Source organism: Allobaculum fili, from assembly GCF_020969955.1.
Taxonomy (GTDB): domain Bacteria; phylum Bacillota_I; class Bacilli_A; order Erysipelotrichales; family Erysipelotrichaceae; genus Allobaculum; species Allobaculum fili.
In genome coordinates this window covers 1-16,483 of record NZ_JAHDSX010000049.1, presented here as the reverse complement: position 1 = coordinate 16,483, position 16,483 = coordinate 1, and the positions used below count along the sequence as shown (strand labels likewise).

Here is a 16,483-nt window from a genome sequence, read left to right as displayed (position 1 = left end):
CTTTGGAGAAATCGATACCGAGATCGATTGCAGGGATGATTGATTCCATGAAAAAGCCTCCTTGAATAAAGGAATTATCCCAAGGAGGCGGTCGAGAAAATACCCGTCTTTTATTTGACGCTTACATAAAAAGGCCTCTGGCTGGAGACCCTTTTACACGTATAAGTTTCGTAGAATTCCTTGTCGTTCTTAGTACCTGCGCAATACGCAAAACGGAAGCTTTCGTCAATGGATTCGGTTCGAAATCCATAAAACCGACGACTGCCTGAGAAAAAGAGAAGGATACTGTACCTGAGGAGCTGGCAGGGAGAAAGAGTCGAACGTCGAAAAGAAAATGCGATAGGATAGGGAAAGAGAAAATCGCATGAACCGAAAGGAGTTTTCTTATGTCCAGACTGATTCTTGCCAGCCAGTCGCCCCGGCGCAAAGAGCTGCTGAAAACCATTGTTTCCGATTTTGAGTGCATTCCCGCAAAAGGGGACGAAGTCTTCCATTCTGGTCCGATCGATGAAGCTCAGCGCGATGTAGCGCTGGCTAAAGCCAGAGAGGTATTTCAGGCTCATCCCGAATCCATCGTTCTTGCCGCGGACACGATCGTTGTGGACGGCAGCCGGATCCTGCAAAAGCCCAAATCGAAAGCCGAAGCTTTTGAAACGCTGCGCTCTCTTTCGGGCAGAAGTCATGAAGTGAAAACCGCAGTCGTTTTAATGGAGGAGAAGCAGACGATCTCGACAGTGGAAACGACGGTTGTCCATTTTCGAAATCTGAGCGATAAAGAAATTCAGGCGTACGTCGAGCAGGGAACGTGTCTGGATAAGGCGGGAAGCTACGGGATTCAGGATGTCGATTTTGTTGACGGCATTGACGGATCCTACACGAATGTGGTCGGACTCCCGGTGGAACTCGTTCGAAACTGGCTGGAAAGCCGATCCCTCGCCGATGTGCCGCAGACAAATGCGCAGGCATGATCCAGCTGCTTGTACCGAAAAAGAAAAGACAAAAAAGAAAAAAGCGAGCCGGCAGGCAGAGAATGCGAAAAGCATTTCAGTCTGCAGCGGCTCGCTTTTTTGATGAAAGGCGTCTGGAACGCAAAGCTGATCCAGACGCAAATCCGAATGGATCGACAGCCAGATCGAAGTCGAACGATCGAAACCGATCACGAAAAAATCTGGACAATAAAAAAACCGCTCATTTGAGCGGTTGATTTTCAAATGGTGCCGGCACGCGGAATTGAACCACGAGCTCATCCTTACCATGGACGTGTATTACCATTATACTATGCCGGCGTCTTGACCTGACTTACTTATATTACCAATTCCCTGTAGGGGAGTCAACAAATTCAGAAAAACTTTTTCAGAAATTGTTGTAGAGTGAAACTGGGTTAAAAATAGCTGAGAACAGATAATAACTGAGGCAATCCAGACACTGGACGCAGACGGTATGGACCGCCCGCTTTTCCCGAGGAATGGATCGGCGTTTTGAAGAGAAGCTCTTCAAGCCTCATGCAAGAGTATACGACAGAGTTTCTTTTCTCTCCAGTCCCAGGGCCGCCAAGCCTTCAAAAAAACGGCCGGACAGTTTGCCGGAATAGACGATTTCTTTCCTTATACGGGCAAAGACTGCAAAAAAAGCCAATGGTAAATTGAAACCATCAAACGTCGGAAACGGCACAGGCAAAGCAGAAACCTGCGTCCATGAAGGTTCAGTCCGGCGTACAAAATGGAAGAAGAGAAAACGAAGAGAGGAAACTATGAAGCAATTCAGAAAACGGCTGGCGGCAGGATTTCTTGGAATGAGCCTGAGCTGCTCGGCGTTTGGCATGCCCGTACTGGCGGCCAACGATGCCCCGACGCAAAACCCGAGCCTGTACGGATTTGTTGCCGGAAGCGATCAGGGAACGAGCGACATGATTGAAAAGACCGGCCTGCAGCAGCTCGACTATACCGATGAAAACGGGGTGACCCTCAGCTATTGGCTGTACGTACCCAAAAATGCGGACGGAAGCGTTGAAGAAGATCTTCCGCTTGTCGTTCACATGCACGGCTATTCCGACGGCGGGAAAACGAGAACGGTCGTCAACCGTCATTATGGCATGGGCTATCAGCTTTTGGCGGATCGGGACAATCCGGTTCGCAAGGCAATCGTTCTGATGCCGCAGACACCACAGGCGACGGTGAACGGAACGTATTTAAACGACGGCAATGAACAGGACCGCTGGGTCAATCTGCCGGGGCTGACGGTAAACGGCAATTACTGGAAGCGTTCGAACTGGGATATGCAGGAAAGGGAACGCTCTCAGAATCTCGACGCGGCGTATAACCTGATCAAGCAGGTACAGAACACATACCATACCGATCTGGATCGCACGTATCTTTCCGGCGAATCCATGGGGGGATGCGCCACCTGGGATCTGCTGCTGCGCGATGACGAATATCTTTTTGCGGCGGCTATGCCGATGTGCGGAATCGGGGATCCGACACTCGCGGAAAATGCCTCAAAAACCCAGATTCGCATGTACCACTGTAAAAACGATCCGACCATTACCTCCGCTGCGGGAAGGGTAATGTACGAAGCGATGGCTCCGTATGGAAATGTGACGTATACCGAATACGACAGCACTTCCCACTTCTGCTGGAACTACGCCTGGAGCAAGACGCTCGACGATGACGGAAACGGTGTCTCCAATCTCGAAGATGCGATCGACTGGATGTTCAATCAGTCTCGCAAGGGAACGCTCGATCATACGGTCGATAAAGCACCGTTAAAACAGCTCATGAAAAAAGCCGAAGCGGCTTCGGCAGCCGATTACGATCCAAAAACATTAGAGAAAATCGCCAGACTGGCGCAGGAAGGCGAAACGCTGCTGGCCAATGCGGCGGCAACGCAGGAAGAGACAGCCAGACTGTGCGAAAAAATTGCCGAATGGCTTTCCCGCAAATCGTCCAGTCTCTGTTTTGAACAAGGGGTCTATCCTTCCCAAACGTGGGGGGATTCCCATGCCTGGCTTGCGGTGGACGGAAATACATCGACGTTCTGGGACGGCAGCTCCAATACCTTGAATCCGTGTGTGGATATTCAGCTCGATCATCCCGTTCTGCTGGATTCGCTTACGGTGACGACCCGGATTAACGCGTCGAAATACTATAAATATGAAGTGTACGGATCACTCGATCGCAAAACCTGGGAAAAGATCGGGGAAAAGACCAGTACGGCCGCTTCAACGGAATCTGGCGATACGTATACGTTTGACGGAGACCGGCTGGTTTCCTGGATCCGTCTGAAAGGCGTTGAAAGCAATGTGAACAACTCGTTCCATATTGCGGAAATCAGCGCGACAGGCAGTCATGCCTTTCTCGATTTAAAAGAGCGCATGGAAACGATTGATGCGATTCTTCAGGAAGAAGAAGAAAAGAACGTCCTTCCTTCTTCTTTGAAAGAACAGCTTGAGACGCTCAGCGATTCGTGGCAGAACGTTCAGCTCACCGTCGATACAACGGACGAGCAGATTGAGGCGCTCATTGAACAGGCGGACAGCCTGATCGAAACTGTCCGTTCTCTGCCGGATATGTCTTTGTTGAAATGTGCTCTGAACAAAACCCATACGTTGCAGCTGAATGAATTTGCGGAGGGGGAAGACAAAACGAATCTTCTGACACAGGCCGAAGCAGCGCAGGATCTTCTCGATACTGTAACTGCGCAGCAGACGGTCAATGCGATGACCAGAGATCTGGGAAATCGTCTTCTTGCACTGCGCCGGCTTCCGGACGCTTCCCGTCTTCCGGCTTAGACAAAATCGCTTTTTCGTGTTTCGTGCGAGAACGGATCATCAAAGAAGATCACCCACAAAGGACAGCTTTAAGCCAATGACGCAGGATCCAGGCGCTTCTGATCCTGCGTTTTTCCTGGGAAAGAAGCCGAATCGGGAATTTGAAACCCAGTTGGTTTGCCGCTCTTCATCCGCTGCTCTTTTCCTCAAAACGATGAAAGGGATTTCGAATGCCTTTTCTAAAAGTGCAATCGTTGAAAAAGGTGTCTGAATCAGACACGGGGGCAAAAAGCGGGTATCCTGTTCATGCTATACTTGAAACGAAAAATCATACAGTAAATCATGAGGAATGAATATGAAACAGCCCGTATATGTAATTGGTCATAAACGACCCGACACGGATTCGGTATGCGGTGCCATTACTCTGGCGGCTCTGAAACAGAAGCTGGGGGAAAATGTAGTACCGGCCCGTCTGGGTCATCTGAATCCGGAGACGAAATACATTCTGGACAAAGTCGGCGTACCCGCGCCGATCCGTCTGTCGACGGCCAAGAATTCGCTGGAAGAAATTGAAATTGACCAGGCAACGCTGATCAATCAGAACGACACGCTGCGCTACGGCTGGGATCTGATGCTGGAAAATAATGCGAAAACCATTTACGTGCTCGATGACGAAGCCCGTTATGCCGGCATGGTTACCCTGGCCGATATTTCCAAAATCCAGATGCAGGATCTCAATATCACCCGCGAGCTGCTCAAGGATACGCCGGACGAAAATATCCAGGACGTTGTTCACGGTGAAATCCTTTTTAAAGGAACCCGCGCCAAAAGCGGCGATGTTCGCATCGCGGATAAGAAGATGATGGAGCGCGACCTGACCGGCGCGATCATGGTGCTCAACGATCATGAAGACGACATGATCAAGGCGATGGCCAAAGGGGCCGCCATGATCGTCATTGCCGAAGGCTTTGTCCCCAACGACTACATTTTTGAAATGGCGAAAGCGATGGGGGTTACGCTGATCAGTACGCCGTACAACCTGATGAAGATCATTCAGATGATCTACCGCTCGATTCCGGTGCGCATGATCATGACGCCAAAGGAAAAAGCCGTGGCGTTCCATCCTTCTGAATATCTCGAAGACGTCGAGAAGAAGATGCTGCAGACGAGGCATTCTTCCTATCCCGTTGTTGTCGGAAACCAGATCGTCGGTGCGGTAGCCCGCTACCATCTGCTCAAGGCCGAACCGAAGAAGTTTATTCTGGTCGACCATAACGAAAGCAAGCAGTCCATCGACGATCGCGAACAGGGCGAAATTCTCGAGATTGTCGACCATCATCGCATCGGCGATATTGAAACGACCAAACCGATCGTGTTCCGCAACATGATCGTCGGTTCTTCCAATACGATCATTGCCCTGATGTATCAGGAACTGAATATCCGCATGGATGAGAAAATCGCCAAGCTGGTTCTGTATGCGATGATCAGCGACACCATGAACTTCAAATCTCCGACCTGCACGATGACCGACCAGATCACAGCTCGTAACATTGAACAGGAGTACGGTCTGAACGCCGCGGAAATGGCCGAAGATCTGTTTCGCCATACCGCCACGATCGAAGGCAAGGAGTTCAAGGAAATTTTGTATCAGGACTGCAAGGAGTTCGATCTCTCCGGTGTGAAGACGGAAATCAGTCAGGTACTGGTGTTCGACTATTCCGATGTCGAACGCATCCGCGATGACTTTGAAGAATATATGGAAAAGGAAGCCCGAAACCGCAAGATCGGTCTTTGGGTCATGGCCTTTACCAATGTGGAAGGAAGCGGTTCGCACTTTATCGCTGCCGGTCCGGAAGCCGCCCGAATCCGTCCGATTCTCAAGGAATTTGAAGAGCTCGGCTACGTCTCCAGAAAGAAACAGTTTGTTCCTGGTCTGAGCGCGGCTCTGCGCTGATGGACAGGATTTTAGAATTTGTCTGAAGTTTTAAAATCGATAAAACAAAGCGGTCTTCCGCTCACCGGTGATCTATCGTCCAGGGAGCGTTAAGACCGCTTTTCTTCTGCTTTCTTCTGCTTTCTTCTGGTTCAGACGGTTCGAAGCAGCCAGACAGCTGCTCTGAGCGCAATTTCAGGCGTTTAGAAATAACTGCCTATAATAGAAACTATAAAAGCAGAAACTGTCTGCGGAGACTGTACGATTCGTCAGCGGCTCAAAGAAAATCCATTTCTTTCTGTCGCAAGACGAAGTGCAGGAAAGCTCATCCTTTTCAGAACGGGAAGGAGGAAGCGAATCCCGCAGAGGAAAAGAGGGAGAAAAGCATGAGTGTAACCGATAAATTTCTGGATTACGTTTCTCTGGATACACAGTCCGATGAAACGTCCACAACCGCCCCATCGACGAAAAAACAGCTCGTTCTGGCCAGAAAACTGGAAGAAGAGCTGAAGCAGATCGGCGTAAGCAACGTGGAACTTTCTGAATATGGTGTCGTTTATGGAGAAATTCCGGCTACCCAGGGATTTCAGGGCGATGCCATCGGTCTGATTTCGCATATGGATACCGCTTCGGAACTAAGCGGCGCCAACGTTCATCCGCAGCGCATCAGCAAATATGATGGCGGAACGATTGCCTTAGGCAAGGACTATTCCATGAATCCGGAGATGTTTCCTTCGCTGAAGGAAGTCATTGGCGATGACATTCTGGTCACTGATGGAACGACACTGCTCGGCGCGGATGATAAAGCCGGCTGCGCCATTATTATGGAGACGCTCGAACAGCTGATTCAGTCCGGCAAGCCGCATGGAAAAGTCATGGTGGCCTTTACCCCGGATGAAGAAATCGGCCGCGGCGTGGCGCATTTCGATCTGAATCGCTTCCCGGTCGACTACGCTTATACAGTCGACGGGGCAGAAATTGAAAATGTCGATTATCAGACGTTCAATGCCGCAATGGCTGAGATCCAGTTCAAAGGACAGGCCATTCATCCTGGATCGGCGAAAGGCAAGATGGTCAACGCAGCAGCGGTTGCTGTCCAGTTCGCGTCCATGCTGCCGCAGTGGGCCCGCCCGGAATTTACCGAAGGCACCGAAGGCTTCATCCATCTTCTGGAAGTGAAGGGCGACTGCGATCAGGCGTCTCTCCAATATATTATCCGGGATCATAACCGGGAAAAATTCGAACAGAAAAAACAGCTGATGAAAGACATGACCAATGTGATCAATGAAATGTGGCCAGACTGCGCCACGATCACGATGCGCGATCAGTACTACAACCTCGAAGATGCCATGCATGGTGACATGCGCGCGGTTGAGCGCGCCAAGGCGGCTCTGAAAGCCTGCGGCATTACGCCGAAAAGCGATCCGATCCGCGGCGGAACCGATGGAGCCAGTCTGACCTGGAAAGGCCTGATTACGCCAAACCTTGGAACCGGCGGCAATAACTTCCACGGACGCTATGAATTCGTCTCCATCCAGAAAATGGAAAAGATGACAGACGTGCTGCTGCACCTGCTTGAAGGCAATCTGGACTAGGTCGTACACGCAGACATCTGAGAACGAAGAACCGGATTCCAACCGATCTTCCAGATGTCGTCAGTGCTCTGCCTTGCGAACGTCAGAAGAGATTTCGTTCAGAAAAAATTGATCAACACAGACAAACCGAAAAACACACAAGGCCCGACCCGACTCGGGCCTCTGTTTTTGACAGAAGGCGAAAAATAAAGAAGAGAAACCCGGTTTTACATCCGTCGGTCAAACACTCTGGACAAAAGGTTCGCTAAAACGCAGATCCAGTGAACGGGAAACGGTTTCAAAAGCCAGAAAATTGAATTTTCGGTAGAAAGTAATAAAAAAGTGCAAGCAAAACGGGCGCTTTGAATACAATAGAAAGTACAGCTTGCTAACACACTCTTGTCGCAAAGTAAAGCGGCTTTAAAGCCTTACGACGCTTTGAACAGGAACCGTCGTCAAAGAAAAGACAGAGGGAGTATTGCACACGTGGAGAATATCCATCGCCGCAAATCCAAAAGCACAGGAACTTCTTCTTTGCAAGGAAAAAACGAGCAGGCTGAAAATTTATTGGAAAAATCAATCCAATAAAGTGAAATTCAAAGAAAAACAGGCCGTTTGTGCTATGATTGAGTGCCCGTACCCAAAAAATGAATCGATGGGCAAAATCAGAACATCGGCCGAACAAACGCGGGCGAAAGCCTTCGTTTTGGCTGGAAAAGACTGTTAAGAGAAAAAACTGGAGGAGAGAAAACCATGGATTACGCAAAGAAGGCGCTTGAAGCTCATAAAGCATGGAAGGGAAAGGTGGATATCGTTTCCAAACCGACTCTGAAAACCCATGAAGATCTGGCTATCGCCTATACCCCCGGCGTTGCCGCTCCCTGTCTGGAAATCGCAAAAGATCCTATGACAAGCTTTGAATATACCGGACGTTCGAACACGATTGCGGTTGTTTCGGATGGATCGGCTGTACTTGGTCTTGGAAACATCGGCGGACTGGCCGGCCTTCCTGTTATGGAAGGCAAGTGTGTGCTGTTCAAGGAACTGGGTGATGTCAATGCGATTCCTCTGGTTCTCAATGAGCAGGATCCCGATAAGATCATTGAAATTGTCGCTGCGCTCGAACCGTCTTTTGGCGGAATCAACCTCGAAGATATTTCCGCTCCAAACTGTTTCTATATTGAGAAAGAACTGCAGAAACGCATGAGCATTCCGGTCTTCCACGATGACCAGCACGGAACCGCCTGCGTCGTTCTTTCCGCTCTGATTAACGCCCTGAAACTTGTGGGTAAGAAAAAAGAAGACGTACGCGTTGCCTTCTCCGGCGCCGGTGCCGCGGGATGCGCCATTGCCGATCTGCTCGGTCAGTACGGTTTCCGCCACATCGTTCTCTGCAACTCCAAAGGTATCGTGACCAAAGAAAACGCCCGCAACGAAATGCAGAAGGAACTCGCCGAAAAATATAACCCGGACGGCAAGCCGGGTACGCTGCGCGATGCCATGAAAGGCGCCGATGTCTTCATTGGCGTTTCGGCTGCCGGTCTGGTGGACGAAGACATGGTTCGTTCGATGAACGACGACGCGATCGTATTCGCCATGGCCAACCCGGTTCCGGAAATCGATCCGGCTCTTGCTAAGAAAGCCAGTGCCCGCGTGGTAGGTACGGGACGTTCCGATTTTGACAACCAGATCAATAACGTTCTGATTTTCCCGGCGCTGTTCCGGGGTGCTCTGGATGCCGGCGCTCTGCGCATTACCGACGGCATGAAACTCGCGGCTTCTGAAGCGCTGGCTTCGCTGATCAGCGATGAGGATCTGAAGGAAGACTATGTCATCGTCAGCGCCCTCGATCCGCGCGTAAAAGACAAAGTATCCAAAGCAGTAGCCGACCAGGCCAGAAAAGAAGGCTGCGTTCGGAATGTCTGAAAAACAGTATAAGTACAAATGCGGACTGGTTGTAGAAGGCGGCGGAACGAAAATTGCCTACAGCGCAGGCGTTCTGCAGACTTTTCTCGAAGAGAAAATCTACTTCCCGTACTCCGTCGGCATTTCCTCGGGGTCGGAAGTCCTTCTGGCTTACGTATCCCGTCAGATTGACAGACTGAAAGTGACCACGATTGAAGCGGCGGATCAGAAGGGCGCTATCGGCATCGTTCCCCTTTTTAAGGAAGGCGGACTCTTCGGTCTGGAAGCCACCAATAAATATATTGAAGAACATGCACCGCTCGATTTCGAGTCCTTTTTCCAATCCTCTACGGACATGGAAATCGGCGTGTATGACATGGATGAAAACAAAGTGGAATACTTTGGAAAGCCCTATGTCGATCAGAGCATGACGCTGATCAAGGCCAGCTGCGCACTGCTGCTTCTGGCCAAACCGTATCGCTGGAACGGCAAAAAATATTTTGATGCCGGTCTGGTCGATATGATTTCCGTTCAGCAGGCTCTCGACGCAGGCTGTGAAAAGGTAGTTATCCTTTCCACAAAAGAAAGAGGATACCGCCGCAAGCCGGCACCAAAATGGCAGGTCTGGCTTGCCCGGCTGATTTATCGTGATCCGGTCATTACGGATCATCTGAAAAAACGGCACATCCGCTACCAGGAACAATGGGACCTGATTGACCGGCTGGAAGATGAGGGACGCGCGCTTGTTCTTCGCCCCTCAAAAGACATGCATATTACCCGCTATACTACGGATCCGAACAAACTGAAACCGTGGTACGAACTGGGCATAGAGGAGACCCGCCAGCGTCTGCCGGAGATCCGCAAATTCTGCGCGGGGATGAATCCTTGCGAAGAATCTACTGGTGCATCTGCCGAATCAAACCAAACGATCTGTGCCAATATGGTAGTAAACACGTTAGAACAAGTCTGAAAGGAAGATTTGAATGGCCGCAAAGAAGAATAAAAAGCGACTGAGCTTTTCGTCGATTGATGATGTCAAAATGGTGCTCGAAGCGTCAAAAGAAGCCGGGGCGAAACTCGATCAGAAAGAGTTCATGGAAGCTCTGAACGAGCTGAATCTCTCGGACAGCGATCTGAATTCTCTTATCCTCTGGTGTCAGAAAAACAAGATCAGCATCAATGGATCCGACAGTGACGATGACGAAGACATCGAAGAACTGGACAGCGATGACGATTCTCTTGACGATGGAGAGGACGAAGATTCGGAAGATTCAGAAGCCAGCAGCCGAGAGGAAGAACTCGCCCGTCTGGAACGTACTTTTGCGGATACAAGCAATGCGAAAACCAGCGACCCGGTAAAAGCCTATCTGAAAGAAATCGGTGCCATTCCTCTTCTTACTCCCCAGCAGGAAGTGGAGATTGCCAAACGAATTGAAGCAGGCGATCAGGAAGCCAAGCAGATCCTGATTGACTCCAACCTTCGTCTGGTTGTATCGATTGCGAAAAAATATGTCGGCCGCGGACTGCTCTTCCTGGATCTGATTCAGGAAGGAAACATCGGTCTGATCAAAGCCGTAGAAAAATTCGACTATACGAAGGGATTCAAGTTCTCGACCTACGCCACATGGTGGATCCGTCAGGCAATCACCCGTGCGATTGCCGACCAGGCCAGAACGATTCGTATCCCGGTTCATATGGTAGAAACCATCAACAAGATGACGCGAATCCAGCGTCTGCTTGTTCAGGATCTGGGCCGTGACCCGATTCCGGAAGAAATCGCGGAGAAGATGGAAGACATGACCGCCGAACGCGTAAACGAAATCCAGCGTTCTGCCCTCGATCCAGTTTCCATGGAAACGCCTGTCGGCGATGAAAACGACACCTTCCTGGGCGACTTCATCGAAGATAAGTCCACCGTCACCCCGGAAGAATACACACATAACCAGCTTCTGAAAGAGACGATCGAAGAAGTTCTGTCCACACTGACCGAACGTGAAGAAAAAGTCATTCGTCTGCGTTTCGGCCTCGACAACGGCCGTACCTGGACACTGGAAGAGATCGGCAAGAAGTTCAATGTTACTCGTGAGCGAATCCGTCAGATTGAAGCCAAGGCAATCAAGAAACTGAAAGGACCGCAGAGAGCCAAACTGCTTTCTGTCTTCCACGAAAACTAAGCTTAAACTCAGGTTCAAATAGAAATGGCGAAGCGCAACGCTTCGCTTTTTTTGTAAATGTAAATTAAAATGGTCACAAAGGCCTTGTCTGCGCATGCAGAAGAGTCAGCATCGAAGATGTTTTCAAGAACATCTGAAAGGGACAGAAAATCCAAATGAAACATGTCTATTTGTTTGATATAGATGGAACGCTCTACAACAATAAATTTCATGAAATTGATTCGCATTTAACGGAAGAGTTCCAGTATCTGGTCGATCAGGGCGATCTGATCTATCTGGTCAGCAGCCGTTCGCCTTACGAAATGGCGCATCTTCCAGCGGAATTCATTCGTTTTCCTTTTTCCGGAATGATTCTGGAAGGCGGTGCGGCCATTTATGACGAGAACAAACAGCTCGTCGATGCCCGTCTGATTCGAAACAGCGATGTAAAAACGATTCGCAATTTCTGCAGGGAAAACCATCTGCTCTGGCGCTATTCCGGACCCGACGGCAACTTCTTTAATTCCGAAGCGCCCAAGGAAGTCCGCCACCACTGGAGAAAGCTGTATATGGTTACGCCAAAGACGAAGGAATGGGTCGGCGATGACGTATGCAACATCATTATCTGGACAGACGATTCGCGAACACGCGATGCGATTGCGGCTTTGCTTCCAGACAGCTCCAAGGTGTTCTACAGTAAATGTGTAGAAATCCGGGCGCCCGGCATTTCCAAAGAGTCGACGCTGGAAAAACTGTCCCGTCACCACGAACCCTGCATGACAATTGCGGTAGGCGATGGTCTCAACGACGTGAAGATGATCAAAGCCGCCGGATATGGCGTAGCCGTTGGCAACGCCAAAAAAGCAGCCAAAGAGGCCGCCGATGAAGTCATTGGAAGCGTTCAGGAAGAAGGCGTATCCAGCTGGCTCAAAAAAAGACGTCTCAAACGCGCCGGAACCGGATTGTAGAGCGCAAATGCAGTCTGCCTTTTGAACGTTCATCTGTCTCTCCATATACTCCATATAGAAAAGGCCATGTGTCTGTCCGCTAACAGGTGAACAGGCTTCAAAAAAGGGAGGAACCGTTCGCAGGATGCGCCTTCAGGGGCCAGACTGTTCGAGCACAGCGCTTTTAACTCATCAGGAGAACGGAAAGGAAATTTCAATGAATCCATTAAAAATTGAAAACGAACGCATGCTTCTGCGCACCGATAATCCAGGGGCACAGATGATCAGCCTGTTCGATAAGAAAGCAGGCCGTGAACTTCTGTATCAGGCCGATCAGGGCTGGTCGGGCCGCAATCCCTCCCTCTTTCCGACCATTGGAAAGACATGGAAGAACGGGGAATACGAAATCGAAGGCAAAACGTATGCGATGAAAAACCATGGACTGGTTCGCTATGAAAATCTGGATGGCAGCATTCAGGATGACCGTATTGTCTATGTCCTCGATTCGAATGGGGAAACTCTGAAGAAATACCCATTTGATTTCCATTTTGAACTGATCTATACGCTCCTCGAAAACGGTGTACGTGTGCAGTATGCGATTACCAATACCGGCGATAAGACGATGCCGTTTTCCTTCGGTCTTCATCCAGCGTTTAAAACCGTACAGAACGCCGACGAAGTGTTTGAAGATTTCTCCATCTCCTTTGAACCCAAATCCATGGCGGATCAGATCGTCTTTTTCCCGGATCTTTCGCCTGTAAAACGTGTTCCGGTCATTCTCGATACATGGAAATGCAATCACGAAGATATGGATCAATACGCGACGCTCGTTTTTGATCAGATCGAAGCCCGGGAAGCGACGCTTTTCTATAAGGATGAACAGCGCCTGAAAATGAGCTTTGCAGGTTTCCCGACGGTAGCTCTGTGGAATGCGGATCGCAGCAGCGATTTCATCTGCATCGAACCCTGGTTTGGCCATACCGATTTTGAAAAGGTCGACGGCCCGTTTGAAAAACGCGAAGGCACACTTTCTCTTAAGCCGGGAGACACGTTCAATGCGCAATATACCATTGAAAGTCTGACGTAAGTTCACTCCATACGCAAAACAATCAGAAAGAATACAAAAAATCCGCTCGGATCGCCCGGGCGGATTTTTCATTGGATGGGTTTGGCGTCAGTACAGGGCAGGAAAGAGCCGTACCCTGTTCTTTATTCTTTTGGAGATCGGAACAACATGATGAGCAGGTTGATCGCCATGTAAACGCAGACTGCCAAACCGCACCAGCAGAGGATGATGACTTGCTGCGAATAGTGGGACTGGTAGGCATTTACGACCAGCAGAACACCAAGAACAATAAAGAGAATGATTTTGAGCCAGGTCTTCGTCCGCATATCCGAAGAAATCACGGAGCTTACCGTTGGCGTAGCTTTGGATGGGTCGAAATCACTGACGACGGTCAGGCCTTTCTGGAATTTGTAGAAACTCCATTCAAAACCGGCAAAAACTAAAGCGCCCAATACAAAAGCGATCCACATAGGCATCTTGAACCAGTCGGTCAATGCCGAACCGCAGATCATGATCGTAGCGACGGCGACGATAAAGCGGGAATTGTAGCGGTTGAACCGCTTGTAGTCGTATTTTGGAAGATACAGATTTTTGTGAAGCAGCGGAGAAACGTAAATCAGACGTCTCTTGTTATCGAAAAACAAATGTTTACCAACGGGCTGTTCGGGATCGATCGGTGCAGAGACCGTACGTCCTTTACGGCTGGCTGATGATTTCTGAGCCATAGAGCAAGCTCCTTTCATTGAGTTCTATTATAGCCAGAGAAGCAAACATAAGTAAAAGCTATTTTCGGCAGACCGTACGCTCGCCTTTGCGCAGATCGGGCGCAGCGCAGATTTTTTCTTTTCTTTTGTTTCTGGAAAATGCCTCCGTCAAAAAGAAGAGACGATGCTTCACCGATCCGGACGGGCAGCGAATAGAAACAGGAACTGTCGGTGAAATCAACCAATCCGATCGAGACGATAAAATCAAAATACTGGAAAAATGATGTACTGGATCCGGATAAAAGGGGCAAAAAAACTCAAAAAAATATCCGTTCAGGGGTTATTTCTTGCTCAAATCCGGCTTGAGACAGAGTACGATATTAGGGAGGAATGGACTTCAAAAAATCCGTTCGCTGATTTGCACTTTTTAAACAAAAATGTCGTCGGATAATCGTAAAAGTGTAAATCAAAGTATAATGAAACCAACTTTAAAGGAGGAATCAAACATGATTTTTGGTCATGAAGAGAACTTCTGGGAAAGCGCAAACGGCATCTGGACAGCTCGGGAAATCTACCAGCAGCCGAACACCTGGAAGAAAACACTCAAACAGATTAAAGAAAAGAAAGACGAAATTAAGGCATTCATCGATCCGCTTCTGGAAGATCCAAACCTGGATATCATCTTCACCGGTGCTGGAACCAGTGAATATGTCGGCAATGCCCTCTATTCTTTCATCAACACCTGCACAGGCTTCCGCGCAAAATCCTATGCATCGACTGACCTGGTAGAAACTCCAGAAAACTACCTCGACAAAAACCGCAAGACTCTGCTCGTCAGCTTCGGCCGTTCTGGCAACTCTCCGGAATCCGTAGGCGCAGTTCAGGTAGCAGACGCGGTATGCGGCAAGAACGTTTACCATCTGTTCATCACCTGCAACAAGAACGGCGCACTCGCAAAAGCTGCTGCTGCACGCGACAACGCCCTCGATATCAACCTGACGGAAGAGACTCACGACCAGTCCTTCGCCATGACCTCCAGTTTCTCCAACATGATGCTGGCTGCTATGCTCTGCTTCAACCTGGATCACCTGGTAGAAACTGAAGCTCGTCTGGAAGACGTTATCCTCAGAGGACAGCACTTCCTCGACCATGGCTACAAAGCCTGTGAAGATCTGGTTAAATCCTATGACTTCAACCGTATCGTTTACCTTGGCGCAAACGTTCTGAAAGGCATCGCTCAGGAATCCCAGCTGAAGATCTGCGAACTGACTGCAGGCCAGGTTACAACAACCTTCGATTCTCCGCTTGGCTTCCGTCACGGACCAAAATCTGTTGTTAACGACGAAACCCTGACCGTTATCTACATTTCTGATGATCCATATCAGAGACAGTATGAATACGACCTGGTTAAGGAAATGGCTTCCCAGAGAAAGGGCAACAAACTGGTAGCCGTAGCCGCTCGTAAATACGAAGACATCGAAAAACTCGTTGACCTCTATATCGACTTTGGTCTGCTCTTCGCAAAAGACAACATGTACCTTGCCTTCGACTACATCCTGGCTGCTCAGGTAATCGCACTGTTCAAATCCATCTCTCTTGGCATCACACCGGATAACCCATGCCCAACTGGCGAAGTTAACCGCGTTGTTCAGGGCGTTACCATCTATCCTTACGAACTCAAATCGGAAACTGAAGTCACTGTGGAGGAAAACGCATAATGATTGGACTTATCGTAACCGGACATGGACACTTTGCGTCTGGTCTGACTGAAGCTTTAAACGTTATTGCCGGACCGGCCGAAAACTACTATGCGGTAGATTTCAACCTGACCGATTCGACCGATGATCTGGCTGCTCATCTTGAAGAAGCCATGAACAACCTGAAAGACTGCGAGTCTGTACTCGTACTGTCCGACCTGGCTGGCGGTTCGCCGTTCAAAGTCAGCGTAGAACTCGGCTTCCCAAGAGGCTATGAAGTTGTAGCCGGTACAAACCTTGGCATGCTCGTAGAAATCAACCTCGTTCGTCAGTTCATGGATGACATTCATCAGCTGGCAAAACAGGCGATCACAGTCGGCAAAGACCAGGTACAGGCTTTCGAATTCAAGGCTCCTGCAGCTGAATCCGACGATTTCTCCGACGGAATCTAATTCCCGGATTCGCTCGTTTCCTCAGGGCAAACTCAAAGAGAAAACAGAGCATCCGCAACGACGACATTTTTCTGTATAGCAAAAGAGCACGCATCTTCCGTTTGATGCGTGCTCTTTTTCTTCGTTCAGTAAAGGACGATATTTGATTTGGACAACGAAAAAAGTAAGTGTCAAACAATCGACGGGTATACGCGAGACTGAATATTAGATACGCTAAACGGGATCCCTTTCGAGATCCCGCTTGGCGTATTTTTTATTCTTCATCGTTTTCTTCATACTTCGGATC

At 49.3% G+C, this 16,483-nt stretch carries 14 protein-coding genes and 1 tRNA gene; 12 read left to right on the top strand and 3 right to left on the bottom strand.

Annotation, left to right across the window (positions count from 1 at the left end; all coding sequences use genetic code 11):
- Positions 1 to 386 precede the first annotated feature (386 nt).
- Positions 387 to 968 (top strand): Maf family protein, encoded by a 582-nt coding sequence (locus Afil_RS09220; RefSeq protein ID WP_230268268.1) that lies wholly within the window; start codon positions 387 to 389, stop codon positions 966 to 968.
- 244 nt (positions 969 to 1,212) lie between these two features.
- Here the strand turns inward: Afil_RS09220 and Afil_RS09215 are convergent.
- Positions 1,213 to 1,286: transfer RNA gene (locus Afil_RS09215), tRNA-Thr, on the bottom strand.
- A 214-nt stretch (positions 1,287 to 1,500) separates the two neighbouring features.
- Positions 1,501 to 1,821: a hypothetical protein gene (locus Afil_RS09210; RefSeq protein ID WP_230268267.1), complete on the bottom strand. Its 321-nt coding sequence runs from the start codon at positions 1,819 to 1,821 to the stop codon at positions 1,501 to 1,503.
- Between Afil_RS09210 and Afil_RS09205 the strand changes: the two genes are divergently transcribed.
- From Afil_RS09205 to Afil_RS09165, 9 genes are all read left to right on the top strand, one after another.
- Positions 1,793 to 3,787 carry a discoidin domain-containing protein gene (locus Afil_RS09205; protein WP_230268266.1) on the top strand — a complete coding sequence of 665 codons (1,995 nt, stop codon included), beginning with the start codon at positions 1,793 to 1,795 and terminating at the stop codon, positions 3,785 to 3,787. The two genes, Afil_RS09210 and Afil_RS09205, sit on opposite strands and share 29 nt — an antisense overlap.
- Positions 3,788 to 3,863: 76 nt before the next feature.
- Positions 3,864 to 4,037, top strand: coding sequence for a hypothetical protein (locus Afil_RS09200; RefSeq protein ID WP_230268265.1), 174 nt, complete (start codon positions 3,864 to 3,866; stop codon positions 4,035 to 4,037).
- An 84-nt stretch (positions 4,038 to 4,121) separates the two neighbouring features.
- Positions 4,122 to 5,720 (top strand): putative manganese-dependent inorganic diphosphatase, encoded by a 1,599-nt coding sequence (locus Afil_RS09195; RefSeq protein ID WP_230268264.1) that lies wholly within the window; start codon positions 4,122 to 4,124, stop codon positions 5,718 to 5,720.
- A 365-nt stretch (positions 5,721 to 6,085) separates the two neighbouring features.
- Positions 6,086 to 7,294: a peptidase T gene (gene pepT / locus Afil_RS09190; RefSeq protein WP_230268263.1), complete on the top strand. Its 1,209-nt coding sequence runs from the start codon at positions 6,086 to 6,088 to the stop codon at positions 7,292 to 7,294.
- A gap of 732 nt (positions 7,295 to 8,026) precedes the next feature.
- The gene (locus Afil_RS09185; protein WP_230268262.1) at positions 8,027 to 9,199 is read left to right on the top strand and encodes an NAD(P)-dependent malic enzyme; all 1,173 of its coding nucleotides are present in this window, start codon (positions 8,027 to 8,029) and stop codon (positions 9,197 to 9,199) included.
- Positions 9,192 to 10,148, top strand: coding sequence for a patatin-like phospholipase family protein (locus Afil_RS09180; protein ID WP_230268261.1), 957 nt, complete (start codon positions 9,192 to 9,194; stop codon positions 10,146 to 10,148). The genes Afil_RS09185 and Afil_RS09180 overlap by 8 nt, the downstream gene beginning before the upstream one ends.
- 13 nt (positions 10,149 to 10,161) lie before the next feature.
- Positions 10,162 to 11,352 carry an RNA polymerase sigma factor RpoD gene (rpoD, locus tag Afil_RS09175; protein ID WP_230268260.1) on the top strand — a complete coding sequence of 397 codons (1,191 nt, stop codon included), beginning with the start codon at positions 10,162 to 10,164 and terminating at the stop codon, positions 11,350 to 11,352.
- A 155-nt stretch (positions 11,353 to 11,507) separates the two neighbouring features.
- Positions 11,508 to 12,299, top strand: a complete 792-nt coding sequence (locus Afil_RS09170; protein ID WP_230268259.1) for an HAD hydrolase family protein — start codon at positions 11,508 to 11,510, stop codon at positions 12,297 to 12,299.
- Positions 12,300 to 12,495: 196 nt separating this feature from the next.
- Positions 12,496 to 13,365, top strand: a complete 870-nt coding sequence (locus Afil_RS09165; protein ID WP_230268258.1) for an aldose epimerase family protein — start codon at positions 12,496 to 12,498, stop codon at positions 13,363 to 13,365.
- A gap of 122 nt (positions 13,366 to 13,487) precedes the next feature.
- On the opposite strand, the gene Afil_RS09160 is transcribed toward Afil_RS09165, so the two are convergent.
- Entirely contained in the window at positions 13,488 to 14,069 is a 582-nt protein-coding gene (locus Afil_RS09160) for a hypothetical protein (RefSeq protein ID WP_230268257.1), read from the bottom strand.
- A 485-nt stretch (positions 14,070 to 14,554) separates the two neighbouring features.
- On the opposite strand from Afil_RS09160, the gene Afil_RS09155 reads away from it, so the two are divergent.
- Both Afil_RS09155 and agaF read left to right on the top strand, forming a co-directional pair.
- A complete protein-coding gene (locus Afil_RS09155) occupies positions 14,555 to 15,766 on the top strand; it encodes an SIS domain-containing protein (RefSeq protein ID WP_230268256.1) in 1,212 nt (403 codons plus the stop codon).
- Positions 15,766 to 16,197: a PTS galactosamine/N-acetylgalactosamine transporter subunit IIA gene (gene agaF / locus Afil_RS09150; protein WP_230268255.1), complete on the top strand. Its 432-nt coding sequence runs from the start codon at positions 15,766 to 15,768 to the stop codon at positions 16,195 to 16,197. Before Afil_RS09155 ends, agaF begins: the two co-directional genes overlap by 1 nt.
- Positions 16,198 to 16,483 lie beyond the last annotated feature (286 nt).

Excerpts from the sequence above, each read along its gene's own strand:
- Afil_RS09220 (WP_230268268.1), top strand. The coding sequence starts at position 387 with ATGTCCAGACTGATTCTTGCCAGCCAGTCGCCCCGGCGCAAAGAGCTG.
- Afil_RS09205 (WP_230268266.1), top strand. The coding sequence starts at position 1,793 with ATGAGCCTGAGCTGCTCGGCGTTTGGCATGCCCGTACTGGCGGCCAAC.
- Afil_RS09210 (WP_230268267.1), bottom strand. The coding sequence starts at position 1,821 with ATGCCAAACGCCGAGCAGCTCAGGCTCATTCCAAGAAATCCTGCCGCC.
- Afil_RS09200 (WP_230268265.1), top strand. The coding sequence starts at position 3,864 with ATGACGCAGGATCCAGGCGCTTCTGATCCTGCGTTTTTCCTGGGAAAG.
- Afil_RS09195 (WP_230268264.1), top strand. The coding sequence starts at position 4,122 with ATGAAACAGCCCGTATATGTAATTGGTCATAAACGACCCGACACGGAT.
- pepT (WP_230268263.1), top strand. The coding sequence starts at position 6,086 with ATGAGTGTAACCGATAAATTTCTGGATTACGTTTCTCTGGATACACAG.
- Afil_RS09185 (WP_230268262.1), top strand. The coding sequence starts at position 8,027 with ATGGATTACGCAAAGAAGGCGCTTGAAGCTCATAAAGCATGGAAGGGA.
- Afil_RS09180 (WP_230268261.1), top strand. The coding sequence starts at position 9,192 with ATGTCTGAAAAACAGTATAAGTACAAATGCGGACTGGTTGTAGAAGGC.
- rpoD (WP_230268260.1), top strand. The coding sequence starts at position 10,162 with ATGGCCGCAAAGAAGAATAAAAAGCGACTGAGCTTTTCGTCGATTGAT.
- Afil_RS09170 (WP_230268259.1), top strand. The coding sequence starts at position 11,508 with ATGAAACATGTCTATTTGTTTGATATAGATGGAACGCTCTACAACAAT.
- Afil_RS09165 (WP_230268258.1), top strand. The coding sequence starts at position 12,496 with ATGAATCCATTAAAAATTGAAAACGAACGCATGCTTCTGCGCACCGAT.
- Afil_RS09160 (WP_230268257.1), bottom strand. The coding sequence starts at position 14,069 with ATGGCTCAGAAATCATCAGCCAGCCGTAAAGGACGTACGGTCTCTGCA.
- Afil_RS09155 (WP_230268256.1), top strand. The coding sequence starts at position 14,555 with ATGATTTTTGGTCATGAAGAGAACTTCTGGGAAAGCGCAAACGGCATC.
- agaF (WP_230268255.1), top strand. The coding sequence starts at position 15,766 with ATGATTGGACTTATCGTAACCGGACATGGACACTTTGCGTCTGGTCTG.